This is a genomic window from Sinorhizobium sp. B11, from assembly GCA_039725955.1.
Classification (GTDB): Bacteria; Pseudomonadota; Alphaproteobacteria; order Rhizobiales; family Rhizobiaceae; genus Rhizobium.
The window spans coordinates 3,407,411-3,431,103 of sequence record CP091034.1; the positions used below are offsets into that span (position 1 = coordinate 3,407,411).

Here is a 23,693-nt window from a genome sequence, read left to right on the forward strand (position 1 = left end):
CGATCCAAATCGTAGACATTTTATATCCACGATTAGGAGATGCAACATGAAACTGAGCGAAGGCGTCGAGCAAGCGATACACTGCACGGCATTCCTGGCGGGTCTGTCGGAAGACGGCGTGCTGTCGGCGGCAGCCCTTGCGGAATTGCACGGCGTATCCACCAGCTACCTGCTGAAGCATCTGCAGGCGCTGTCCGGCGCGGGCATCGTTGCGACGACGTCGGGGCCGAAGGGTGGCTATCGGCTGGCGAAAGCGCCAAAGGACATCAGCCTCCTCGACATCGTCCTTGCTGTCGAAGGGCCGTCGCCCGCCTTCCGGTGTGCCGAGATCCGGCAGCGCGGCCCGAACCCTCTGCCGCAGCGCTATTTCACGAAACCCTGCCAGATCAACGCCGCGATGCTGAAGGCTGAAAAAGCCTATCGCGCAGAACTCGCCAAGGTGTCCGTCGCGGACCTTCTGGCGGACCTCGGCGCAGACGACGACGGCGGTATCGCCGCCCGCGGATGCGCCTTCCTCGAACTCCACGAACGCAAGACGGGCAATCGCGCCTCGTCATAGGAGAGCACCATGACCAAGATGAAGAAGGTCGTCGTCATCGGCGGCACGGGCCTCATCGGCTCGAAGGCAGTGAAGCTGCTGCAGGATGCCGGCCACGAAGCCGTCGTTGCAAGCTCCCGCAACGGGATCAACGCTTACACGGGCGAAGGACTGGAAGCCGCACTGGCGGGCACCGACGCTGTCATCGACGTGTCGAACATGATGTCCTTCGACAAGGCCGAGATTACCGACTTCTTCGGGAAGTCGAGCCGGAACTTGACGAGCGCCGAACGGGCCGCGGGCGTGCGCCATCACGTCGCGCTCTCGATCGTCAATGCCGACCAGCTCGCGGCCAATCCTTACATGGCCGGCAAGCTGGCGCAGGAACAGGCCGTCGCGTCGTCGGGTCAGGCCTATACAATCGTCCGAGCAACGCAGTTCCACGAGTTTATCGAAACCCTGGCCGGCGCATATGCAGCCGACGGCGTGGTGAAGGTGCCGGATATCGACTTCCAGCCGATCGCTGCCGACGACGTCGCCGCCGCCCTGGTGGAGGCCGCGCTGGGCGAGCCTAAGAACGGAACAGTTGATCTTGCCGGGCCGGAGCGGGCTCCCTTCGAATCCTTCATCCGGACGTATCTCGGCTCCAAGAGCGATGCCCGACCTGTGGCCGCCGACGCCGCCGTCGACTACTTCGGAGCTCCAGTCGTGACAGGCTCCCTGGTTCCCGGCGGAGACTACATCAAGGGCCGGGTCACGGTCGCCGAATGGCTAAAGGCATAGAAGGAGCCTACGAACATGAAGACCATTTCATACGCGGCTGCGGCATTTGCGGCCTCCCTTGCCACCGCGTCAGCTCATGACGTTGCAAAGCCGGGACTCGCATACGACACGAAGGATGCCAAGGTGACGCTCGTCTACGAGCACCCCCTGCCCGACGTCACCGGCAAGAGCGTCAAGGGCGTGCTCGTCGAATACGGCCCCGGCGGCTACAGCTCGGCTCACACGCATGCGAAGTCCGCGCTGATCTACGCCACAGTTCTCGAGGGAGCGATCCAGAGCGCTGTAAACGGTGGCGAGACGAAGACCTTTACCGCCGGCCAGAACTTCACCGAGCTGCCGGGCGACCGCCACGACGTCAGCGCCAATGCCAGCAAGACCGAGCCGGCGAAGCTGCTCGCCGTCTTCGTCGTCGATACCGACGACACCGTCCTGACGACGCCGCGCAAGCCGTAGCGCGTCCTCCGGCAACCATTCGCTAAACCATACATCACCTAACGGCGGTTCTCCGGCGAACGGAAAACCGTGCCCTCAATGAAGGAGAAAGATACATGTCTCGCTTGAACTGGTCCGAAGTCGCCCCCGACGGTGCCAAGGCGCTTTTCGGTGTCCACCACTATGTCACAGCCAAGACCAACCTGCCGACCGAGCTGATCCACCTCGTCTTTTTGCGCGTGTCGCAGATCAATGGCTGCGCCCACTGCATCGACATGCATAGCCGCGATCTGCGCAAGACGATGTCCGTCGACAAGATCACGCTGGTTCCGGTGTGGGACGAGGTGCCTCACCTGTTCAACGACCAGGAGCGGGCCGCACTCGCCTGGGCGGAGGAAGTGACCAATGTCAGCCAGACCCATGCGTCGGACGAGGCCTATGCCGCCGCCGCGGCCGCCTTCGAACCCAAGGACCTCGTCGATCTGACGATCACGATCGCCGCGATGAACGCCTTCAACCGGCTTGGTGCGCCGTTCCGTCTTCCGGTGGCGGCAAAGGCCTGATCGCGTCGCAACGCTCCGAAAAAGCCGACCTGCCGGTCCGTTCGCGGTCCGGCAGTTACTTCAACTACAGCGGCGATAAGACCATCCGCGTCGCCATCTCCCAGAGACGAAAAGCATTCTCTGGATCGACCGCGTATCTTGCTACACCTTTGAACGGCCCGGCTCCGCGCTCATCGACGACCGGCGCCTCCTGGCAGTCGTCAAAATATCTGCCGGAAATTCCCTCCACGAGCGGCGATCCCGCGAGCAAAGCTGACGTGGCCGCCCCCTGCTCTATCGTCTTGCGCAGGTGTTCGGGCGTCCGAAGGCCGCCGGTGTGCTTCTGTAGCCCCGTGGCGATCGCTCCGGGGTTGAGAGCGTTCGACGTGATGCCGTCGCATGCCCACGCCCGCTTGATCCCAACGGACATGAGGATGCAGGCCGTCTTCGACTGGCCATAGGCGAGCAGCGGATCGTATGGAATGAAGCGGAAGTCCGGATCGTCCCAGAACACGGGCGCAAACAGGTTGCCGGTCGAGGCGACGGAAACGACGCGGGCGCCGTTCGCTCTGGCCAGATGCTTCCGCAGGCCGAGTGCGAGCGCGAAGTGGCCTACGTAATTGGTTGCGAATTGCATCTCCCGCCCTTCCGCACTCCTCTGCAGCTCCGGGATGGCCATGACGCCTGCGTTGTTGACGAGGACGTGCAGGGGTTCGTCCCAGCTTTCCGTAAATTCCGTTACGGAAGAAAGATCGGAGAGATCGAGGCGGCGAACGCGCAGCCGAGCCTCGGGCATTGCGCGCTGTAGCTCGGCGACAGCTCTCTCGGCCTCGTCCGGGCGGCGGGCCGCAATCGTCACAGCCGCGCCTGCGGCCGCGAGAGCGCGGCTCGTCTCCAGTCCGATGCCCGCAGCACCTCCGGTGACAACAACGTTTCGCCCGGCAAGGTCGACGCCTTCCAGAACGTCGGCGGCGGTCGATGAAAACCCGAATGGGATGGGTGAAGTCATGATCATGCTCCTTCAGACATTCGACTTGCCCGGAAGATAAGCGCGTGGCATTCGTGAACTAGATGACCAACGCTACACGCAATGATGAGATAATCCGTACAGTGAGCTTGCTTCCGCCCGGCGAGCTTGCGGCCTTTCTTGCCGTTTCCGAGCATGGTGGGTTTCGTGCCGCATCAAGAACGCTCGGCCAGACGGCGTCCGCGTTGAGCCATGCAGTCGCCGGACTTGAGAGACGTCTCAAGGTGAAGCTCTTCCACCGTTCGACCCGGAACGTATCGCTGACCGAACCGGGGCGTAGACTTGCGGAGCGACTGATGCCGGCGCTTGCGGAAATCGGCCTCGCAGTCGAGGAACTGCACGAACAGGCTACGTCGTTGTCCGGGCTCGTGCGGATCAACTGCGACGCCAGCGCCGCCGAGCAGGTGCTGATGCCGCTGCTCACCCGCTTCATGAAGCTTCAGCCCGCAATGCGGTTCGAGATCAGATCCGAGGGAAGGTTGGTCGACATCGCCGAAGGAGGATTCGACTGCGGCGTCCGCGCGGCCGAACTCGTTCCTGACGAAATGGTTGCCATCCCGATCGGTCCGGATCAGCAGCACATTGTCGTGGCGTCGCCTGCCTATCTCGATGGTGCTCCTGCGATCACGACGCCGTCGGACCTCGCGCTTCACCCATGCGTCCAGCTTCGAATGGCGGGCGGGTCGATCTATCGATGGGAGTTCCAGCGCCGCGGCGAGGATGTCGTCGTGTCGACGACCGGCAATCTCGTCGTCGACCAGTCCAGACTTCTTCTTGCGGCGGCGCTGGACGGCGCCGGCCTTGCCTACGTGACGCGATGGATGGCGGGCGATGCGCTCGCCGACGGGAAGCTGCGGCAGGTGCTGGACGACTGGACGCCGCCCTACCCCGGCTTATGCCTCTACTACCCGCGGCATCGACACCTCGGTTCGGGCATGCGCGCCTTCCTAGATTTCCTGAAAGCCGAAGGATGGTCTCGGGCCGCGCCTTGACGACGGCTCAAGCGGCACCATTCTCCTTGTCATGAAGGCTGTCGCACCCCCTCCGCCCGGAGTCCATCCGGATCGCTTCCTCCGATGCCAGGAAGCGCCGACGGCGTGTCGGAAGTCGCGCTCGCCGGGATGGCCGCCGGCTGGCGTCCCGAGGAGGTAGCTGCGGCGCTCGTCGAACTGGCGGACAACGCCATGCTGGCGGTTCTCGCAAACCGAGACGTCGAACGCGATCTCGCCCTGCTCAGGAGACGGTGACATGTGCGGACGGTTCACGTTCGAACACGAGTGGCCGGCTTTCGTCGATCTTTACGACTTGCCGTGGGACATCGAGCGCGGCCGCAACACGGCGGCGCGCTTCAACATCGCTCCCACCCAGACAGTGCTTGTGGTGCACAACGACGCCGAAGGGCGGCAGATGGCCGAGGAGGCGCGATGGTGGCTGGTTCCGTTCTGGGCGAAGGAGCTTCCGAAGGCCGCGATGTTCAATGCAAGGATCGAGACGGTCGATACCGCGCCTGCCTTTCGCGATGCGTTCAAGAGCAAGCGATGTCTCATCCCGGCATCGGCCTTCTACGAATGGACCGTCAACCAGGCTGACGGCAAGAAGGATCCGTGGCACATCCATCTTCCGGGCGACGAGCCTTTCTCGTTCGCAGGAGTCTGGGCGCGGAACGACAAGCTGGGTGTCACGAGCTGCACGATCGTCACGATGCCCGCCGACGATCCGATGAAGACGCTTCACGACAGGCAGCCGGTCATCCTCGATCCGGAAGCTTACAAGGAGTGGCTCGACGCTGGCACGGCTCCTGCTCGTGCAAAGGAACTGCTGCAGGCGAACCTGGACGACAAGGTGGAATTCCACCGCGTATTGCGGGATGTGAACTCCTCGAAGTTCGATGGCAAGCCCGCTCCGGAGGTCAATTCCCTGTGACTGTGACGACTGACATGATTTCGGAATTCGTGCGTGCGGCGAACCGCGTTCAGACGCTGGCCCTCTCCGACCGGCGGCGTCTCCTCGAACGAGGCGTGACCGCATCCGGCGCTCTGCGAGGTCTGATTGTCAAGACGGGCAAGGTTTCGCCCGTCGACGAGTCTGCCGAGCGGGTCATCGAGGACATCGCGCAGCACATCGACGAGATATCGGACGAGACGGTGGCGAAGGCGTTGCTGGCGCTGGCGGGCCAGATCAGAACGCTGCGGATATTGAACCGAGAGTCTGTCTGACAGCCGTAGCCCTCTAAATTATCAGTCCGAATTTCCGTCCCCTAAGCCCATTCTCCGACTTTCCGCCGGCCGATCGACGCCGCAAACTATTGGTGATGCAAGATATTGCGAAACTGATTCAACTTAAGATAACTATTGTTGAGGAAACTACGATGCAACCGGGGGGAAGATGTTGCGTCTGAGGGGGTATACCGACGCGGAGCTGAGGACCGAGTTCGCGCGGCACAGAGACGATCTAGTCCAGCTCGATGCCTTGAACCGCGAACTTAATAGCCGCGACACAGACGAGGCGTTCGACCTCCAGATAGAGGTGGTGCAAGTCCTCACCAACCTCCGAAAAGCCGCGCAGACCAACACGAGAGGAGACGCTGTTGCTGCCTGGCTGAAGGCTTTTCTCCTAAGCCGCCGCATGTCCGCAGCCGACGGGCGTCCTCTCCATCAATATCGAACGTCGGATGCCGAGTACGAGAGCGCGCGCTTACTTCTCAAGGCGTCGAGATCCAGACTTGATCGGGACGATGGTCCGGCGGCAAGTCTGTTTGTGGCCTTCTGCGCGGAGTGGTTTCGGCGCGAAGCGACATCATTCTTCCTCCGCTGGGATGCGCTTGCGCCGGACGTATTCAGCACCATTCCCCATAGCCGCCGTCGGAACCTCGTAGAGGTTGGGCTCAACTATTGGAAGCGCTCGCTGATCAAATCGGAGACGGCAACAGAGTTCTTGCTTACTATTGCGATCGAAGGCGGCATCTCGGCTCACGTGATCTCGGAATATGGTTCATCGTGGCTGGCAGAATATCTCCGAAAACTGATGAGGTTCGCTCTAGCGGACGGCAACCGTGACCATGTACGAGGCTTCGCCGGCGACATGTCGAACGAGATTCGGATTTCGTTTCGGCAAGACGGCTTCATCGATCTCTGTTGTGAACTCATCCTGAAGCTCGTCGAATGGAAGCGCATCGCGGATCAGGGGCCGCCGGGCGTCGATCCGCTTTCGTTTCTCGACGCCCGGCACCCAGACTGGAAAGATTCGCTCCCGATCTACATGCCGGCCGACGACGACCGGATCGCGAGGCGCCTGCTGAGCGGACTCCTTGTCGAAAAGGCAGGCCCGGTGGGCGGTTCGGGAATCACCGTGGACCGATACTTAAAGTTTGAGGCCGGCACCTGGCGGCCGGCGATTGCCCTTACCGCAGACGGCGAGGTCTCGCCAGGCAAGCTGCCAGGCGTCTCCAGTGCCAGGCGGTGGAAGGCAATCCCTTCCGGACAACTTGCCAACTATCTTCCCAGCCAGATCGCGCTCTTCGAGCCTCCGACGGAAGATCAGCAGAAATGGCGCGTCAGGTCGCTAACGCCGCTCGACAGGCTTCTTGTTGGAATGCCTCTGGCGCATACCGTGACGGTCAATCTGACGAGCGGCTCTGAGGTTTCCCCGATCGCCTGGCCAGGTGGTGCCGGGGTCACCTCACCAGTCTTGTCGTTCTTACCGATAGAAGTCGCGGAGGGCGATGCGCCGAAGACTCTGCGCCTGATCAAGACGGGCTCCACGAGCTTGCCTGCGAGCAAGATTTACGTACTCGTCCCCAGGGAGTGGCGAGCCGTTCCTGCGGAGGGAACAGAACCCGGTCCGATTTGGAATGCCGAAGATGGTGGGGTTCTGCACGAGGTCACCGGCACCATTTACTTCATGAAGCCGGGCGCCGCTGCGGGAGAGCGCTACCGGATCGAGGCCAACATGGACGCCCGTCAGGAGTCCCTGATCCTGTCGTCCGCCGGCGAGGTATCGATACACTCGGAAGACGGGATCGAAACTTTGGCAGGTCCAGTCACGCTCGGCATCCTGTCCGAAGGTGCTACGCGAGCCCCGGCGCCGGAAGAACTTCTGATCCGCTCGGTGGACGATCGATGGAGGCCGATCACGGATCGAAAGATAACTGCGCCTGGGGCGTATGAAATTTCCTGGCGGGATCCAGAAGCGGACATCCAGCTTGAGCGCCGAAGGATAGCGATTGTTCCATCGGGAGGTCGTATAGTCGGGGAGATGATCGGCGCGCAGGAAGGGCGAATTGTTCACGAGCAGCTTCCCGGATGGCGGGTCGACGTCACGAGTGAGATGACCGCTCTGAAGAAAACGGAGGGAGAACTGCAATTTACGATGTCGGGAAAACCCAGATATCGCATTGAGGCGCTTCTTCATCCTCCCATGGGTCGCCCGTTCAGGATCAGCGTCCCTATGAAGGTTCGCGGAAGCCGCCATCATCCTTGCAGACGGCTCTGTGGTGAGCGGCGGGCAGACGGTTGACGTAACCGCGCTCCGAGGTGCCGTCGCTGCGTCTCCGCACGCCACGACCCTGACACTTTCCTCTCGAACCGACCGTTCGAACTCCATGCAGTTTCGATTTGCTGGGGAGTTTCCTCTGGCCGCCTTGAAACCGGCCGTCCAGGAGATGATGGCGCCGATGAACGATCAGGATGCCATGCTCGAACTCGAGTTTCTCGGCGAGACAAGGATTCCGATACGGCTCCGGAAGTACCGATACGCTCGCCCGATCATGGTCGGAGGGGCCGTCGTGTTCAGCGAGAATTTCAGCGCCCTTCCCGTCGCGAAGATGATTCTTCAACCGGCCAAAGAGCACCTACTTCAGCGAAAACCCGATGGGAGCTTTGAGATTCCAGATTGGTGCCATGGCCCTTGCCTGGTCTATCTGCGTGATGGGCCAGATATCGTGGCCCGGCCGCTCGTAGTGAACCGCCCGATGCGCGACAATCCCACGACGCCGCTACAGGCAGCTCTAGCCCAGACCGAATATATTCGATTGAAGGTGGAGGTAGGCGCGGCCTTGGACGACCTGTCGGAGGGAAATCTTCCATCAAGCGACGTTCGTCTGCTCGTTGATATGGCCATCAACTTGAACGGCATGCCAGCTACCGGCTTTGTCGCTTTGCAGGAACTTGCTTCGCGACCGAAGGCTCTCCTGCGACTTCTTCTTAGCGCACCAGCGCAAGATCGCCAGGCCTTATGGGCCCTACAGCAGGAGCTTCCATTTTTGTGGCTTGCTCTCCCGTCAACAGCCTGGTCGCAGGTGTTGATGTCAGAGTCTGACGCTCTCCACGCGGCCCTCTCCGAAGTGCCGGACGACGTGCGCTTGCCAATGATCATGACGCACCTCACGGGATTGAGGGAAAAGCTGGTTGAAATCGAGCCCGCTCTCGACTCGGTTTTCGTTCGCGCCGGGTTCCCTCCGCTGGAAAAGCAGTCGCTTGATGTCGTACTTCAGGGGTTTGTTCAAAGCCAGAGGATGCATGATGACGAAACACAGACGCCCGTAAGGAGAAATCCCGTCCTAGAAGACCTCAAGAAGTCGGCTATCAGCCTTCCTGAGGACTTCCACCGCTTCAGCTTCGAGGAGTTCGAGTGCATGGCCGCACCTGCAGCGCTAGCCGCCATCGCGGCAGGAAGGTTGAGCCTGTCAGCGACGACAGAACTCATCGTGCGAAAAACGCTGAGAGAACATGCGCACTTTGTGTCGTGCGCCTACCCGCATCTATTGAAATTCTATGAGGTCCAGGCGTGAAGCCCTTCAACACTCTCTCCGACATCCGCGCCAGATCAGCAGAAGCTATCCTCTCTCAGTCCAGCGTACGAAACACGGCGTTGCTCGGCCACCTGCGGTCGATGTTCAATTCGCCGTCCACGGCAGAGGGAGGCCTGCTTCAGCAGCCCATCGTTGAAGGCGCGCATCCGTTCGTTCCGGCGGACGTCGACATGGGCGGAGTGGATCCATCGGTCCTTCATCCCGATTTCGTTGCTGCAATAGACGCCCTTCCAAATGGCAGCGACTACCGCTTCCCGAAGAAGCGCCAGCCGTTCAAGCACCAGTTGGAGGCATGGAGACATCTGTCGAGCACGGGGAATCCTCAATCTGTCCTCGTCACTTCTGGTACCGGCTCAGGCAAGACGGAATGCTTTCTCTTCCCCATCCTCAGCGACCTCGTCTCGCAAGCGAAGGGTCGGTCGGCGCCGCTCGAGGGCGTGCAGGCGATCATGCTCTATCCGCTCAACGCCCTTATCGAGAGCCAGCGGGAGCGCCTATCCGCGTGGACGCGGCCTTTCGACGGCAAGGTCCGATACTGCCTATACAACGGCGACCTGCCGAACTCGCAGCCTGCAAGTCTACACCGAGCCACCCCCGAGCAGCAGGTCGACCGTGAGCAGCTTCGGGAAAGTCCGCCACCCGTACTCGTGACAAACATCACGATGCTCGAATACATGCTGGCGCGTTCCGAGGACCAGCCTATAATCGAGAAGTCCAAGGGGAAACTGAAGTGGATCGTTCTGGACGAGGCACATTCGCTTGTCGGAGCAGCGGCCGCAGAGATCGCGCTCCTCCTTCGGCGCGTCCTGCTTGCCTTCGATTGCAAGCCGGAGGATGTCCATTTCGTAGCCACCTCCGCGACCATCGGTAGCGGCGACGACGTTCAGAATCAGTTGAAGCGTTTCCTCGCGGACGTCGCAGGGATCAAGGATGCCAACGTTCACGTAGTCGAAGGAAAAAGGCAGCTCCCTGTCCGTCCTGGTGCACGAGGAAAGCTGCCATCTGCAGATACCTTGAGGAACTTGCCACCGTCGTCGCTGTTCGATGCGATGTCCGCCGACGAAGCGGTTTGGAATTTCATCGAAAAGCAACTTTTCGTGGCCCCCCAAAACCTTTCGGAGTTCGAACGCGTTGCCCGTTCAGCCGGCCTCGATGCTGACGAATTCCTTGCCTTGCTTTCTACCGCGGCTCGGCCTCACCCCAGGACAGGCGAAGAGGAGCGACTAGCGCCGATGCGCATACACAGCTTCGAGCGAGCGGTGCCCGGCGTATGGAGTTGCATTAACCCGGCCTGCAAGGATTCCCCCGACGGATGGCTGTTCGGCAAGATCTTCCTGGACCGATGCGATACGTGTCAAACCTGCAAAGCTCCGGTCCTCGAGGTCATAAGCTGTGTCGACTGCGGCGACGTGGTCCTGGAAGCAGAGGAAGATGCTGCCAACGACCGGATCCTGCCGACGCGCCGCGTGGCGGAGAGGGACGAGTTCGAATTCGAAGCTGGTCGCGAGCAGGACGAGGCCGACGCCGACGAAAACGCGGAGTCTGACGAGGCGGCAGAGGTGGCACTTCGACGGAGGATTCTAATCGGTCCTTCCACGGCCGGACGGTTTCGACCTTTGCATCTGTCGACCACCACATGGACGATCGAAGCAACAGCGACGAGCGAAACGGTCACCGTCGGTTCTGACCTCAAAGGCGATGCCTGCCCTTGCTGCAGCACTCCATCCAGGAACGGTATCGACAAGCTGCTTCGCCCCATGCGCTTCGGGGCGCCCTTCATGATCGCCAATGCCGCGCCGATCCTTCTCGAGGGTGTCGACGCCTCCGGCAACGCTGCAGCAGTTCCATCCGAAGGCCGCCGCCTGCTGTCGTTTACAGACAGCCGACAGGGCACGGCGCGGATGTCTGCTAAAGTTCAGGCTGAAGCTGAACGAAACTTCCTGCGCTCTTTCGTCTACCACTCTGTGCAGGATTCCATGAGATCGGGCACCCCCGTAGACAAGGTCGGGCTCGAAACGCAGATCAAGGCTCTTGAGACCGCGGTCGCCGCGACGCCTATCCCAACGCTACAGTCCATGCTGGACGACGCGCGCAAGAAGCTTGCCGACGCGAGCGGACCTAACATGGAAGGCATCCGTTGGGGGGAGATGGTCGAACGCCTGAGCCGGACGAGAGAAGTCAGCAACTGGCTGAAGGACGTCTGGGAGCCGCGCGACGACGACGCTCTTTTCCATGATAACGCTCGGCTCGCAGACTTCCTGCTAATGCGGGAATTCGCGAGGCGTCCAAGAACCGCTCTTTCAGTTGAGACTTTGGGACTGGCCCGCCTTCGTTTTAAAGAGATCGACGACCTGACGACGATGCCGTCCGCGTTCTCGCGGTATGGAAAATCTATAGAGGACTGGCGGGCCTTCCTATACGCCATGACCACCTTCTTCCTCCGCGCCAACGCGGTCGTCGACGTACAGCAGGGCGTCATGCGTTGGATAACGCCCCGCGCAAAACTTCGGTCTCTACTAGCGCCTGGGGTGTCTGCCGATGGCGATAGGCGACGTCAGACATGGCCTGGGATACCTGGCAAGGCGATATCGACGCCGCAGTTTCTTCTCGTAACCGGCCTCGGTCTTGACGTCTCGAATCCCGAACATCGAGCGGACATCCTCGAATGCTTCGACCGCGCGTGGCAGCAGCTCCAACCGTTATTCAGCAACGACCCGACACATCGCGCTCTCGATCTTCGCAAGGCATATATCGCTCCGGTAGTTCAGGCTTATCTCTGCCCTCTAACACGGCGGGTTCTCGACGCCGCCCCTTTCGGGATCACTCCTCTCGGAAGGACCGCGCGACATGGCGCCCGTCGGCAGGTCGAAGCCATCGAACTCCCGCGTCATCCCCACCCATTGATCGGAAGCCCCGATCTGACCAGGGATCGCGCGTCCACAAAGAAATGGCTCGAAGAATCCGACGTCATTGCATCGCTTCGGAACAGAGGCGCGTGGAACAACATCACCGACCGCGTCTCGATGTTCGCGGACTACGCCCGCTCGGCGGAGCATTCCGCCCAGCAGGACAGCTCACTGCTGCGTCGCTATGAGCAGATGTTTAAGGACGGCCAGATCAACATTCTGAACTGCTCGACGACCATGGAAATGGGCGTGGACATCGGCTCCGTGTCGACGGTGATGATGACGAACGTCCCGCCGTCGGTGGCCAGCTACAAGCAGCGTGTGGGACGTGCCGGCCGCCGCGGCCAGCCGTACTCGCTCGCCTTTACGTTCTGTCGGGATCGTCCACTAGATCGCGAAGCGTTCACGTCGCCGATCAGTTACCTCAACAGGAGCATGGCGGCACCGAAGGTTGCCCTGAGCAGCCGCCCCATCGTCCAACGGCATGTCAACGCCTATCTTCTGCGCCGCTTCATGGTTGAACGCGGTGGCGATGCACTTCGAATGACAATCGGCTCCTTCATGGGAACGCCGGCGAGGCTTGGTGATCCACGACCGCTAGTCGGCGAACGGCCTGTCTCGATGTTCAAGGACTGGCTGGCTGCTCCGACCACAGCGACCGGCGTAGCGGACGATCTCGAAAAGCTCGTGCTGCACTCCGTGCTCGAAGGCGAGACGCTCCTTACAGATGCCTCGCGAACCATCATCGACGAGCTGCAGGGAAACTTCGAAAACGAGTGGGACGGCCTGCTCGCACTTGCAAAGGACGAAGGTGTCAAGGAAGCCGGTAAGAGCCGCATGGGAATGGAGCTTAAACGCCTTTGCGACGAGTTCCTTCTTAGCGCGCTTGCAGATCGCGGGTTCCTCCCCGGCCACGGCTTCCCGACCGGCGTGGTCACGTTCCTTCCTCACAAGCCGCGGAAGGAAGACGCGGTAGACGGAGGGCGGATGAAGAGACTCACGGGGCCGCAAAGATCGTTGGATCTGGCAATCAGAGACTATGCGCCAGGGTCGGAGATCGTGCTCGACGGTCTCGTTCACAAGTCGGCAGGCGTCCTCCTGAATTGGAAGCGCCCTGCCAGCGAGGAACACATCCGTGATGTCCAGAGTCTCAAGTATCATTGGTCTTGCGACCGTTGCGGCACGAGCGATACAGCCCGCAGCCGTATGGCGGAGTGCCCTGTCTGTGCGGCGACCGTCTGGAACCGCTCGTACATCCGGCCGGCCGGGTTCTCGGTCGACGTCCGCGACAAGGTTCACGCGGAAACGGATATCATTTCGTACGTCGCTCCAGGGGAACCGAGTGTTTCCGTACGAGCAAGTCCATGGATTTCCCTTCCGGTTCCGGAGATGGGACGTTTCCGGAGCAGCCGTGAAGGCGCGGTCTACTATAGCAACAGGGGGCAGACGAAGAACGGCTATGCGCTATGCTTGCATTGCGGCCGCGCGGCCCCGGATCATCAGGCTCTCGATAATGGCGATGCCGACCCCACGCTAGGCTCGCCGCTGGCGCAGCATCCACCCCTCCGCTGGAAACGGGGCGAGGATGCATCCCGATGCCAGGGAAATGACAATGCCTGGGCGGTGCGGCGAAACTTGGAACTCGGCTACGAGATCTCCACCGACGTATTCGAGCTTCAACCGTCCGCATCGCTAAAGAAGCCGGCGGCGACCGCCCTCGTGATCGCGATGCGCGAGGGTATCGCGCGGCTCCTGGGTATCGAGGCGGACGAAATGGGCTACGCCACCCAGACATCGGAGGGGCTTCTCGCTCAACATGCACGGTCGGTATTGATTTTCGACCGGGCTACGGGTGGCGCAGGTTTTTCAGCCTCCATCGCCAGCCGTCTCCCTGCAGTTCTCGGTGAAGCCCGCAAGGTGCTTGAGTGCCGGAATCCTGGTTGCGTTACGGGATGCGCGGCATGCGTGCTTGTCTCGGATGCGCCCTTCGAAGACGGGGGCTTGGACCGCTCGGCAGCACTTCGCTTCCTGATGAACCACCTTGCCTTTCAAGATGCGTTGGAAGAAGAGGACCGCCTATCGCCGGACGCCGCAATTTCGATATCGGTGGTGGACGAGGTCGAGCGGAACCTCCGCGAGACGGCAAAGCCCACCGTGTACGTATTTCTCCCCGAAATTACCGACCCTGGACGGCTATCCGAATGGTCCGCAACCGCGTATCTCGACCGTTGGCGGTTCCTCGGGAACCGCGTGGTGATCGTCATACCCGGCGGCTTTGCTTCGCGTTGCGATACCGCAGGCCGCCTGGCGCTCTACGATCTCGGACAACGGTTTGCGCAGGCGGGTGGCAGCCCTCTTCGAACTGGCGCGGCACCAGAGATCAATGGACTTACCGTTGGTATCGCGGTTGCCTCGCAGTCTGGCATCAAGGTCTGGGCGACACGAGATCCGTCATCCTGGGAAGCTAATCTAGGGTGGGGCCAACCCATGTCGGCACCGATAATCGCGGGTTCGGCTACCACTGAAATCCAAACGATCATTCTCGAGCTGGGAAGCCTTCTGCCTGCCGCGTCGTCTCATTTCGAGCGGATCACTACAGAACTTGACCGAAGCCTCCCCCTCTTCGGTGGAGGCATGGCAAACCGGCTGAGGGCTCGTCTGGAGAGCGTCGGAGTACCAAAGGCGCAAGCCATTCGAGGCATCTCCTACAGCGATCCATACATCAGGTCGCCCCTCGTTGCGAAGATGTTCATCGATACCGTGGCAGGTCTGCTGAAGGGGGCAGCGGGGGTCGCTGTGGAGCTTTCGACTGGCGCACCCGGCGGGAAGCTCAACATGCCTTCGCGCATTTTCGATGACTGGAGGGACAGCGCCGACGCCGAGGCTGTCATGAGCGAGTACGCCAGACTCAAGGGGATCGATCTGACGATTCAATTCGCTCAGGTGCCACACGGCCGTTACATGAGCATCGCCTTCGAGGGTGGAGCGAACGCGACCATCGTATTCGACCAGGGCTTCGGTGCATGGCGTACGACGTCGTCCGGACCTCTCGTGACACACGACTTCAGGACGTCGCCGCGACGACAGGCGGAGGCTCTTTCGCGGTCGAGCGTCTCTGTCGCCAAGTCTGGATACGGCCCGACGTACATCGTCGCGTCAAAAGATAGCTGATCATCTTTCACTAGAGGAGCGACCGCTCTGCCCCTCTAGTGAAAATTGCGTGCCTTGACCTTCAGCGTGTCGATGTGAAGATCCTGACGAAGATGTCCCTCGCCTCCGAAACCGGCCTCGGCCGATCCCGAGGATCCGGGCTGCCCGGCGATCCATGGGCGAACTCGTCTCCCCTGCCCGTCGGCAGCTTGAAGTCGATGTCGCGGTCGGCGAGTCCCGAAAGGTCTCCCGAAAGGTCGAAGAGCTGCTGGGCGACGAGATGGACGACGTCGCCCTCCCGCTGGATGCGGCCGTTGATCGCCATCATGCTCGCTCCGAGAACGACACGACGCCGCTTCTCGAACAACGAGGGCCAGACCACGACGTTGGCCGGGCCGGTCTCGTCCTCGATGGTGATGAACATGACGCCCTTGGCCGAGCCAGGCTTCTGGCGCACAAGCACGAGACCGGCGGCGTAGACCCATAGGCCGTCGCGGGCGTTCATCGCCTCCCCGCAGGTGATGATGTTCCGTGCCTGAAGGTCGCGGCGCAGGAACGCGATCGGATGCTCGCGCAGCGTCAGGCCGATGTGGCCGTAGTCCTCGACGACGTTGTGGCCTTCCGTCATCTGGCGCAGTTCGACCTCCGGCTCCTGCTGCTCGGGGATGACGGCTGCCTCGCGCTCGGCGGCGGCCGCGAAAAGCGGAAGCGGTTCGTCGCGCAGCGCCTTTATAGCCCACAGCGCATCGCGGCGTTCGAGGTTCAACGAGGGACGGAAGGCGTCAGCCTCTGCTAGCTGGACAAGCGCCTCGGTAGCCACGTCCGAACGCCGCCAGACGTCGTCGACGCTCTCGAATGCGCAGCCCCGCACAAAATCCGTTGACACCCGACGACATATCCGTCATTCTGGATATATGGAATCAAAGGTAGCAATCGCGGCGTTGGCCGCCCTCGCCCAGTCGACCCGTCTCGAGACGTTCCGCGCGCTCGTGAAGGCGGAGCCGGACGGCGTGCCCGCAGGCGAACTCGCACGGATGCTCGACGTGCCGCAGAACACGATGTCCGCCCACCTCGCGACGCTGCAGCGCGCGGGCATCGTCAAGAGCGAGCGACAGAGCCGGTCGATCATCTACCGCGCCGATCTCGAAGGGTTCCGCGCCCTGACGCTGTTCCTCCTCAAAGACTGCTGCGGTGGTAACGCGGAACTCTGCGCGCCGCTCATCGCCGATCTCACGCCCTGCTGTCCGCCGGAGACTCAGCAATGCGTGAACTGAGCCTGGAGCCGGTCCTTGTTTCCGACGCCATGAAGGAGACCCTGCGCTCGGCCCGACTGCTGGTCGACGATCTGGACGGGCCGGATCGCAGCTACTTCGCACTTCTCGACGACGACCGTCGCATCCTGGGATATTCCGGAATCGAGTTCTGCGGCGACGACGCCGTCCTTCTTCGCTCCGTGGTGGTCGTCCCGGAGCATCGCGGGCAAGGATTCGGGCGTCCTCTCGTCGAGCTGACCATCGCCAAGGCGTCGCGCGCAATGGACGTCTACCTCGCCACGACGGACGCCGCGCCCTTCTTCGAATCCATCGGCTTCGCGCGCATCGAACGCGAGTCCGCACCGCCGGCGATCCTTTCGACCCGCCAGCTATCGGGCCTCTGCCCGGCATCGGCGACAATCATGAAACTCAACAGGCCACCGACCTAGCGCGGAACGCGACCATGACCGACAAGACCTACAACGTGCTCTTCCTGTGCACGGGCAATTCCGCACGCTCCATCCTTGCCGAATCCATCCTGGCCAAGGAGGGTGCGGGACGATTTCGCGCCTTCTCGGCCGGCAGCCAGCCGAAGGGAGAGGTCAACCCGCACGCGCTGAAGGAATTGGCCGCCCTGGGCTATCCGTCGACGGGCTTCTCGTCGAAGAGCTGGGACGTCTTCGCCGAACCCGGCGCTCCGGAGATGGACTTCATCTTCACGGTCTGCGACAGCGCGGCCGGCGAGGCCTGCCCCGTCTGGATCGGTCATCCGATGACCGCCCATTGGGGCGTCGAGGATCCGGCCGCCGTCGTCGGAACCGAGGTAGAAGTCCAGCGGGCCTTCGTTCAGGCGGCCCGCTTCCTGAAGAACCGCATCACCGCCTTCATCAACCTGCCCATCGCATCGATCGACCGCATGGCGCTCGAACAGCACGTCCGCCAGATCGGCAGGCTCGAAGGCGCGTCCCTGAAATCCGCAAAGGCTGAATGAGATGTCGATCTTCGAACGCTACCTGACCGTCTGGGTCTTTCTCTGCATCGTCGTCGGCGTCGCGCTTGGCCATCTCATGCCCGGCGTCTTCCACGCCATCGGCGCGGCCGAGGTCGCCAGGGTGAACATTCCGGTCGCCGTCCTCATCTGGCTGATGGTGATCCCGATGCTCCTGAAGATCGACTTCGGCTCTCTGGCCAAGGTCGGATCCTACTGGCGCGGGATCGGAGTCACGCTCTTCGTGAACTGGGCGGTCAAGCCGTTCTCTATGGCGCTGCTGGGCTGGCTGTTCGTCGGCTGGCTGTTCCGGCCGTTCCTGCCCGCGGACCAGATCGACTCCTACATCGCGGGCCTGATCATCCTAGCCGCCGCGCCCTGCACCGCCATGGTCTTCGTGTGGTCGAATCTGACCCGCGGCGAACCGCACTTCACTCTGTCGCAGGTCGCGCTCAACGACGCCATCATGATCGTCGCCTTTGCCCCTATCGTCGGCCTGCTCCTGGGCCTGTCAGCCATTACCGTCCCGTGGGACACCCTGACCATCTCGGTCGTACTTTACATCCTGATCCCGGTCGCCATCGCACAGCTCGTGCGTAGGCTGCTCACGGCCGACGGAACGACGCGCGCGCTCGACGCCCTGCTGGCGAGACTGCAGCCGCTCTCGCTCGTCGCCCTGCTCGCCACCCTCGTCCTCCTGTTCGGCTTCCAGGGCGAGCAGATCATCGCGCAGCCCGCCGTCATCGGCCTCCTCGCCGTGCCCATCCTGATCCAGGTGTATTTCAACTCCGGTCTGGCCTACCTGCTCAACCGCATGTCGGGCGAGCAGCACTGCGTCGCCGGGCCTTCGGCACTTATCGGTGCCAGCAACTTCTTCGAGCTGGCGGTCGCTGCCGCCATCGCTCTGTTCGGCTTCCAGTCCGGAGCGGCGCTGGCGACGGTCGTCGGCGTCCTCATCGAGGTTCCGGTCATGCTGTCCGTCGTCTGGATCGTGAACCGCTCCAAAGGCTGGTATGAGGCCGCGCCCGCCGTCTCCCGAAACACCGCCACAGAAAGGAACTGATCATGGACGTCACCATCTACCACAACCCCGCCTGCGGGACGTCGCGCAATACGCTGGAGATGATCCGCAATGCCGGGATCGAGCCGACCGTCATCGAGTATCTTAAAACGCCGCCGTCGCGGGAGGAGCTGACCAGGATGATCGCCGACGCCGGCCTGACAGTCCGGCAGGCGATCCGCGAGAAAGGAACGCCATATGCCGAACTGGGCCTCGACGATCCTGCACTGACCGACGACCAGTTGCTGGCCGCGATGGTGAAGGACCCGATCCTGATCAACCGTCCGTTCGTCGTCACGCCGCTGGGCACGCGCCTGAGCCGTCCGTCCGAGCTCGTTCTCGACATCCTCCCGGATACGCACAAGGGTGCCTTCACCAAGGAAGACGGCGAACGTGTTCTCGACACGGAGGGAAAGCGCATTGTCTGAAGGATTCCCCGCTCTCGACGAAGGCCATCTGCGCCAGCCGGACCTCGACGCGCTGCGCCCTGCGCTCTCCACGCACAAGCCGCGCATCCTGATCTTGTACGGATCGATCCGCGAGGTCTCGTACAGCCGGCTGCTCGCCTACGAGTCCCGCCGTCTGCTCGAGCGCCTCGGGTGCGAGGTCAGGATCTTCGATCCGAAGGGCCTTCCCCTGCCCGACGACGCGCCGGTCGGCCATCCGAAGGTGCAGGAGCTGCGTGAACTGTCGGAGTGGTCGGAAGGACAGGTATGGATCAGTCCGGAGCGTCATGGCTCGATGACGGGCGTCATGAAGTCCCAGATCGACTGGATCCCGCTTTCGGTCGGATCCGTCCGGCCGACGCAGGGCAAGACGCTCGCGGTGATGCAGGTGTCGGGAGGCAGCCAGTCGTTCAACGCAGTCGGTCAGCTCCGCATCCTGGGCCGCTGGATGCGCATGATCACGATTCCCAACCAGAGCAGCGTCGCGAAGGCCTTCCAGGAGTTCGACGCCGACGGCCGCATGAAGCCGTCGTCCTACTACGACCGGGTCGTCGACGTCTGCGAAGAGCTCGTGAAGTTCACGCTGCTGACCCGCGACGCCTCCGACTACCTGACCGACCGCTATAGCGAGCGCAAGGAAGACGCAACCAAGCTGGAGCAGCGGGTGAATCTGAAGTCGATCTGACTTTTAGGCGGCGACGATTTCCCGTCGGGCGGACGTCGCCACGCTGACGAAGGCCGCCATTCCGACGGCCCCGAGCGCTGCCGTGGCGTAAAGCGACGGCACGAGCCCCAGCCGCTCCATAGCGATCGCGAACGCGACTGGAGCGGCGGCGCCCAATGCCAGTCGGGCTGCCGCCATCCTGCCGGTGACTGCTCCGTATCCGTCGCTTCCGAACAGGTACAAAGGCAGGCTTCCCTGCGCGATCGAGTTGATGCCCGATCCTAGGCCCAGGCAGACCGCGAATGCGACCGCGCCCGGAAGCCAGCTTCCTCTCAGCGCGAGGACGACGATCCCGGCGACCATTAGTGCCGACGAGATGACCGCCAGCATCGGCGGCGAGAGCGAGGTTCCGAAGATCATGTTGATCAGACGGCTCATGACCTGTGCCGGGCCGAAGAGCGAGCCGATCACGACCGCGGCCGGCCCCAACCCCAGCGTCCCGAGCATCGGAACCATGTGTGCGAGGATCGAAGCCAGCGTGAATCCCAGAATGGCGAAAGCAGCCGACGTGACGATCATCGCGTAGCGCCGCCTCTCCGGAGGAACGGCCCCGACTACATGCTCCCGCTGCCGCGCCATGCCATCCGCCCTCGCCGCCTTCCGCTTCCGCATCAGCCAGAGGTGCAGCGGCGCGCAGAGGAACAGGTTGAGCGCGGCGAACACGAGGTAGATCTCGCGCCATGTGAGGACGTCCAACAGGACGGCCGATATGGGCCAGAAGATCGTCGAGGCGAAGCCTCCGATGAGCGTGAGATAGGTGATGCTCCGGGGCGCCGTCCGCGGATCGATTTCCACCAGGGCCGCGAACGCCGCCTGGTACTGTACCATTCCCGAGGATATCTCGAGGAGTGCGACAGCGAGCGCGAAGACGACGAGCGAGGGCGACCATGCACAGAGCACGAGCGTGGCGGCCGCCAGCACCGACCCTGCGGTGAGGACGGTCGCCGCGCCGATCCTGTCCATCTGCCTGCCGATCACGGTTGCCGACAGCCCGCCGACGAACAGGGAGACGGAGAAGACGCCGAACACCTGCTCGAGCGTCACGCCCAGATCCTTGGCCATTCCCGGCGCGAGGATCGAGAAGGAGTAGTAGAGGGTGCCGTAGCCGATGATCTGTGTCAGGCCGAGTGCCGATACCGTCCCGAAGGAAGCCGAACCCGTCGCATTACGCATCCTGCTTCTCCGCGTGCGGCACGCAGCAGCCGTCCTCCTCGGCCGACTTGCCGACCACCCTCGGATGTCCGGCGCAGCAGTCCATCATCAGGAACTGCACGAGACCGGAAAGGGCTTCGTAGTTCGCGCTGTAGACGATCGAGCGGGACTCCCGCCGCTGCGCGATCAGTCCGGAGCGCTCCAGTTCCTTGAGATGGAACGACACGTTCGAGGGGGAGACGCCCGCCTTGTCGGCGACTGCTCCCGCCGCCATTCCTTCCGGGCCGGCGACGACGAGCATGCGGACGATCTGCAGGCGGGTCTCCTGGGAGAGCGCCGCGAACGACATTAGGGCTTGACGTTCTTCCATATTTCAACAATCCTTGAAACGTTGAATTCAGGGATAGCCGATATGAACGTCATCGACAAGACCATATCTCACGACATCGACCTGGGCGTCCTCCTTGCGGCGCTGGACGCACACCCAGACCTCCCGCTCGTCGTCAAGTACGACGGCCGCGACGTAAAGCCGGGCTACCACGTCACCGAGGTAAAGAGCGGCCGGTTCGACGCGCTCGACTGCGGCGCGAACCCGGAATCGTGGACCGAAATCTTCGTGCAGCTCTGGGACGTCGACGAGGACGGGCGGACGCACATGCCCTCGGGTAAGTTCTCCGCGATCGTCCGGAAGGTTTCCGAGCATGTAGGGCTTCCGAAGTCGGCGCGTCTGACCTTCGAGGTCAGCGACGGCGTCGCGCCGATGGCGCTCTACTGCGCTTCGACGCCTTCGGTGCAGGGCGGCGTTGTCCGGATCGAGCTATCGCCGCGACCGGCAAGCTGCAAGCCCCGCGACCGCTGGCTGGAGGAGCAGGCCCGGACGGCGTCCTCGTGTTGCGGGAAGACGTCGACCTGCTGCGCATAGACACCAGAACACCAGGCTGTGCATACGGTTGATCGCAGTCGTCTCCGTCATCGGTTATGACGGGATCGCCCCACCGTTAGCAGTCATGATGGCGACACGGGACTTTCTGAGACCCGCTGGCGTGCCTTGAACTGCAGGATCGCGGCTCCTCTTTCCAGAGACGACCGTTCCGGAGCATAGACGACCTTCGGCGGCACCCATTCCACAAGTAGTGGCGGTCTTCCATCGCCGCCCGGCTCGACAACACGCCACCGGCCAGGGCGCAGCACCGCGTCGTTCCAGTCGACGCTCCAGTCGACCTCGTCGCAGCCGCAGTCGTAGATCTGCGTCCTGTTCGTGCCGTCGAGCGCCATGTTGTAGGTGGTGACGCTCCCCCACACGTCGGGACGCGGCCTGTTGAGGTAAAGCATCGCGTTCGTCGCCAGCCGCCCCAGGTGCCACAGGCTGGACTTCGAAGCGAGTTCGCGATCGCCGATGATCTGAAGCCTCGAGTAGTCGCCCTGAGCGACGTCGAAGCCTTCCGGAATGACGAAGGAGAAGCTGCTACCGAACCTGCTCTCGATGAACCAGGGAGCATGCGTCTCCGCATCCTGCCAGTCCGGGTAGTTCGTGACGAAAGTGAGCATCCAGCCCCTCTCCTCGCCGTCGACGTGCGTGATGTACACGCCTTCTATGAGCGACGCGGGGTTGTCCCTGTCGTATTCGAGGGTGTCGCCGAAATGGACGTAGATGCCCTTTGTCATCTCGACGTGATCGAGGACGATCTCGTCGGCCCAGGTGGCCTCGAGGTGCGGTGCAAGCTTCGCCATGTCGAAGACGACGCCACCGTTCTGGATGTGATGCCCGCGGATGAGCTTGAGGTGGTTCACCGCGTAGCTAGCGCCCTCCCGCCTCTGGGCGTCGTCTTCTCTGAAGGCGGCCGACACGGCCGGCTGGGGGTCTGCGCCTAGCGGCTGGGCCGCGATCGTGGCCGTCCGCAGCCTCTGTCGCTGCTTCTTCGCAAGGCCGGGATACATGTCCAGTCTGAACGGGTGATACCAGATGTTCAGGCCGTCGAGTTCGTACCCCTTGTCCGTCTTCGTCATCTATTCCGCTTCTTTCCGCCGCTCTCACGAATCCGATAGGAAGGCACCTTCCGACGCCCCCGGAAGGGCGTCAAGGCGCCCAGGGCGTCAGCATCTTTCCTGAAATCAACCTTGACGAGCCCCTTGACGCCTCGAACGTATCGTGAACATATGTGCGCGCGCCGAACGACGGCACCCGGTCCATGACGGAGACGGACATGACAGCGATGAGACGAATACGCCGCTACTGACGGCCGTCCTCCCGAGCCATCGGGCATGGTCGGGCCGCATCGAATCCTTTGCCATTCTTTATCGATCACACGCGGAGGCATTCCGCGAGTCCTTCGCGCGTCTGCTAAGGAGGTATGATTTGCGATCGTACGCGGTCGCGGCGTTCTGCTATGGCACAGGATTCGACATCCCCATTCTTCTGAAATGATGCTTGAGCCAGGGACGCTCGCCAAGCGGATTCACTACGAGTCCTTGAGGTGAAGGGCAGGCCGTGAAAGCCAAAAGGCGCAGAAAAAGCAAAGGATTCGTCTGCATCGCTCCTCTCTAACCGGACCGGGGCGCGGCTTGGCAACTCGATCTCTCTGTGTTTCGCTCCCTTTCGTCCCGAGGAAGTCTCCGGGGCAAGCATACGGAAACAGATCCAAACAACGCGGCGTCCCGAGAAAGCATCGGGGCCGCGAACGGGAAAGGCATGTCGATGAGCAGCACATATCGAGACAGTACTCGCAGAATGAACGCAAGAACCGTGGAGGGCCGCTTCCGCGCCTTGGCGACCGGGGCCGCCTCCGTCCTGTCGTACGGAGAGGATCACATGATCGTAACGACGCCCGGCCGAACACCCGCCATCCTGTGGCAGGAGGATGTCTCCTGGGTCTACGCAAAAGG

The 23,693-nt window shown here is 62.3% G+C and carries 20 protein-coding genes and 2 pseudogenes; 17 read left to right on the top strand and 5 right to left on the bottom strand.

Translation table 11 applies throughout. The annotated features are described in order from the left end of the window. The first annotated feature begins 46 nt into the window (after positions 1-46). From LVY75_26975 to LVY75_26990, 4 genes are all read left to right on the top strand, one after another. Complete coding sequence (locus LVY75_26975; protein XAZ22425.1) at positions 47-559, top strand: Rrf2 family transcriptional regulator; 513 nt, start codon at positions 47-49, stop codon at positions 557-559. 9 nt (positions 560-568) lie between these two features. Beyond that, positions 569-1,321 (top strand): NAD(P)H-binding protein, encoded by a 753-nt coding sequence (locus LVY75_26980; GenBank protein XAZ22426.1) that lies wholly within the window; start codon positions 569-571, stop codon positions 1,319-1,321. A gap of 15 nt (positions 1,322-1,336) precedes the next feature. After that, on the top strand, positions 1,337-1,774 hold the full coding sequence (locus LVY75_26985; protein ID XAZ22427.1) for a cupin domain-containing protein: 438 nt from the start codon (positions 1,337-1,339) through the stop codon (positions 1,772-1,774). Between the two features lie 95 nt (positions 1,775-1,869). Further along, positions 1,870-2,316 carry a carboxymuconolactone decarboxylase family protein gene (locus LVY75_26990; GenBank protein ID XAZ22428.1) on the top strand — a complete coding sequence of 149 codons (447 nt, stop codon included), beginning with the start codon at positions 1,870-1,872 and terminating at the stop codon, positions 2,314-2,316. 64 nt (positions 2,317-2,380) lie between these two features. On the opposite strand, the gene LVY75_26995 is transcribed toward LVY75_26990, so the two are convergent. Further along, positions 2,381-3,304 (bottom strand): SDR family NAD(P)-dependent oxidoreductase, encoded by a 924-nt coding sequence (locus tag LVY75_26995; GenBank protein ID XAZ22429.1) that lies wholly within the window; start codon positions 3,302-3,304, stop codon positions 2,381-2,383. A gap of 101 nt (positions 3,305-3,405) precedes the next feature. Between LVY75_26995 and LVY75_27000 the strand changes: the two genes are divergently transcribed. The 6 genes and pseudogenes from LVY75_27000 to LVY75_27025 all read left to right on the top strand — a co-directional run bounded on the left by LVY75_27000 (position 3,406) and on the right by LVY75_27025 (position 15,208). Then, complete coding sequence (locus LVY75_27000) at positions 3,406-4,314, top strand: LysR family transcriptional regulator (GenBank protein ID XAZ22430.1); 909 nt, start codon at positions 3,406-3,408, stop codon at positions 4,312-4,314. Positions 4,315-4,398: 84 nt separating this feature from the next. Continuing rightward, a complete protein-coding gene (locus LVY75_27005; protein ID XAZ22431.1) occupies positions 4,399-4,569 on the top strand; it encodes a hypothetical protein in 171 nt (56 codons plus the stop codon). A 1-nt stretch (position 4,570) separates the two neighbouring features. Further along, on the top strand, positions 4,571-5,245 hold the full coding sequence (locus LVY75_27010; protein XAZ22432.1) for an SOS response-associated peptidase: 675 nt from the start codon (positions 4,571-4,573) through the stop codon (positions 5,243-5,245). Between the two features lie 14 nt (positions 5,246-5,259). Further along, a complete protein-coding gene (locus LVY75_27015) occupies positions 5,260-5,538 on the top strand; it encodes a hypothetical protein (protein XAZ22433.1) in 279 nt (92 codons plus the stop codon). A 409-nt stretch (positions 5,539-5,947) separates the two neighbouring features. Then, positions 5,948-9,110: pseudogene (locus LVY75_27020) on the top strand (STY4851/ECs_5259 family protein). Beyond that, entirely contained in the window at positions 9,107-15,208 is a 6,102-nt protein-coding gene (locus LVY75_27025) for a DEAD/DEAH box helicase (protein XAZ22434.1), read from the top strand. Before LVY75_27020 ends, LVY75_27025 begins: the two are co-directional and overlap by 4 nt. A 35-nt stretch (positions 15,209-15,243) precedes the next feature. Here LVY75_27025 and LVY75_27030 read toward each other — a convergent pair. Further along, positions 15,244-16,043: pseudogene (locus tag LVY75_27030) on the bottom strand (OB-fold nucleic acid binding domain-containing protein). A gap of 58 nt (positions 16,044-16,101) precedes the next feature. Between LVY75_27030 and LVY75_27035 the strand changes: the two are divergent. From LVY75_27035 to arsH, 6 genes are read left to right on the top strand one after another with little or no spacing between them, the layout of a single operon-like run. Next, on the top strand, positions 16,102-16,461 hold the full coding sequence (locus tag LVY75_27035; protein ID XAZ22435.1) for an ArsR family transcriptional regulator: 360 nt from the start codon (positions 16,102-16,104) through the stop codon (positions 16,459-16,461). Continuing rightward, positions 16,449-16,889, top strand: a complete 441-nt coding sequence (gene arsN2, locus LVY75_27040) for an arsenic resistance N-acetyltransferase ArsN2 (GenBank protein XAZ22436.1) — start codon at positions 16,449-16,451, stop codon at positions 16,887-16,889. The genes LVY75_27035 and arsN2 overlap by 13 nt, the downstream gene beginning before the upstream one ends. A gap of 14 nt (positions 16,890-16,903) precedes the next feature. Further along, entirely contained in the window at positions 16,904-17,431 is a 528-nt protein-coding gene (locus LVY75_27045) for an arsenate reductase ArsC (GenBank protein XAZ22437.1), read from the top strand. 1 nt (position 17,432) lies between these two features. Further along, positions 17,433-18,491, top strand: a complete 1,059-nt coding sequence (arsB, locus tag LVY75_27050) for an ACR3 family arsenite efflux transporter (GenBank protein XAZ22438.1) — start codon at positions 17,433-17,435, stop codon at positions 18,489-18,491. Between the two features lie 2 nt (positions 18,492-18,493). Next, complete coding sequence (gene arsC / locus LVY75_27055; protein ID XAZ22439.1) at positions 18,494-18,916, top strand: arsenate reductase (glutaredoxin); 423 nt, start codon at positions 18,494-18,496, stop codon at positions 18,914-18,916. A gap of 28 nt (positions 18,917-18,944) precedes the next feature. Next, positions 18,945-19,619 carry an arsenical resistance protein ArsH gene (gene arsH, locus LVY75_27060; protein XAZ25843.1) on the top strand — a complete coding sequence of 225 codons (675 nt, stop codon included), beginning with the start codon at positions 18,945-18,947 and terminating at the stop codon, positions 19,617-19,619. 3 nt (positions 19,620-19,622) lie between these two features. On the opposite strand, the gene arsK is transcribed toward arsH, so the two are convergent. Together arsK and LVY75_27070 are read right to left on the bottom strand one after the other, a co-directional pair. Beyond that, positions 19,623-20,831, bottom strand: coding sequence for an arsenite efflux MFS transporter ArsK (gene arsK, locus LVY75_27065; protein ID XAZ22440.1), 1,209 nt, complete (start codon positions 20,829-20,831; stop codon positions 19,623-19,625). Further along, positions 20,824-21,180 (bottom strand): metalloregulator ArsR/SmtB family transcription factor, encoded by a 357-nt coding sequence (locus LVY75_27070; GenBank protein XAZ22441.1) that lies wholly within the window; start codon positions 21,178-21,180, stop codon positions 20,824-20,826. The genes arsK and LVY75_27070 overlap by 8 nt, the downstream gene beginning before the upstream one ends. 42 nt (positions 21,181-21,222) lie before the next feature. Here LVY75_27070 and LVY75_27075 point away from each other — a divergent pair, with 42 nt between their 5' ends. After that, positions 21,223-21,732: a DUF6428 family protein gene (locus LVY75_27075; GenBank protein ID XAZ22442.1), complete on the top strand. Its 510-nt coding sequence runs from the start codon at positions 21,223-21,225 to the stop codon at positions 21,730-21,732. A gap of 83 nt (positions 21,733-21,815) precedes the next feature. On the opposite strand, the gene LVY75_27080 is transcribed toward LVY75_27075, so the two are convergent. Continuing rightward, positions 21,816-22,817, bottom strand: coding sequence for a hypothetical protein (locus tag LVY75_27080; protein ID XAZ22443.1), 1,002 nt, complete (start codon positions 22,815-22,817; stop codon positions 21,816-21,818). Positions 22,818-23,693: the final 876 nt, after the last annotated feature.

Bases quoted from the DNA above. Each gene is read 5' to 3' on its own strand.
- LVY75_26985 (XAZ22427.1), top strand. From the start codon at position 1,337: ATGAAGACCATTTCATACGCGGCTGCGGCATTTGCGGCCTCCCTTGCC.
- LVY75_27015 (XAZ22433.1), top strand. From the start codon at position 5,260: ATGATTTCGGAATTCGTGCGTGCGGCGAACCGCGTTCAGACGCTGGCC.
- arsN2 (XAZ22436.1), top strand. From the start codon at position 16,449: ATGCGTGAACTGAGCCTGGAGCCGGTCCTTGTTTCCGACGCCATGAAG.
- LVY75_27005 (XAZ22431.1), top strand. From the start codon at position 4,399: ATGCCAGGAAGCGCCGACGGCGTGTCGGAAGTCGCGCTCGCCGGGATG.
- LVY75_26975 (XAZ22425.1), top strand. From the start codon at position 47: ATGAAACTGAGCGAAGGCGTCGAGCAAGCGATACACTGCACGGCATTC.
- LVY75_27080 (XAZ22443.1), bottom strand. From the start codon at position 22,817: ATGACGAAGACGGACAAGGGGTACGAACTCGACGGCCTGAACATCTGG.
- LVY75_27070 (XAZ22441.1), bottom strand. From the start codon at position 21,180: ATGGAAGAACGTCAAGCCCTAATGTCGTTCGCGGCGCTCTCCCAGGAG.
- LVY75_26995 (XAZ22429.1), bottom strand. From the start codon at position 3,304: ATGACTTCACCCATCCCATTCGGGTTTTCATCGACCGCCGCCGACGTT.
- LVY75_27075 (XAZ22442.1), top strand. From the start codon at position 21,223: ATGAACGTCATCGACAAGACCATATCTCACGACATCGACCTGGGCGTC.
- LVY75_27010 (XAZ22432.1), top strand. From the start codon at position 4,571: ATGTGCGGACGGTTCACGTTCGAACACGAGTGGCCGGCTTTCGTCGAT.
- LVY75_26980 (XAZ22426.1), top strand. From the start codon at position 569: ATGACCAAGATGAAGAAGGTCGTCGTCATCGGCGGCACGGGCCTCATC.
- LVY75_27045 (XAZ22437.1), top strand. From the start codon at position 16,904: ATGACCGACAAGACCTACAACGTGCTCTTCCTGTGCACGGGCAATTCC.
- arsB (XAZ22438.1), top strand. From the start codon at position 17,433: ATGTCGATCTTCGAACGCTACCTGACCGTCTGGGTCTTTCTCTGCATC.
- LVY75_26990 (XAZ22428.1), top strand. From the start codon at position 1,870: ATGTCTCGCTTGAACTGGTCCGAAGTCGCCCCCGACGGTGCCAAGGCG.
- LVY75_27035 (XAZ22435.1), top strand. From the start codon at position 16,102: ATGGAATCAAAGGTAGCAATCGCGGCGTTGGCCGCCCTCGCCCAGTCG.
- arsC (XAZ22439.1), top strand. From the start codon at position 18,494: ATGGACGTCACCATCTACCACAACCCCGCCTGCGGGACGTCGCGCAAT.
- arsK (XAZ22440.1), bottom strand. From the start codon at position 20,831: ATGCGTAATGCGACGGGTTCGGCTTCCTTCGGGACGGTATCGGCACTC.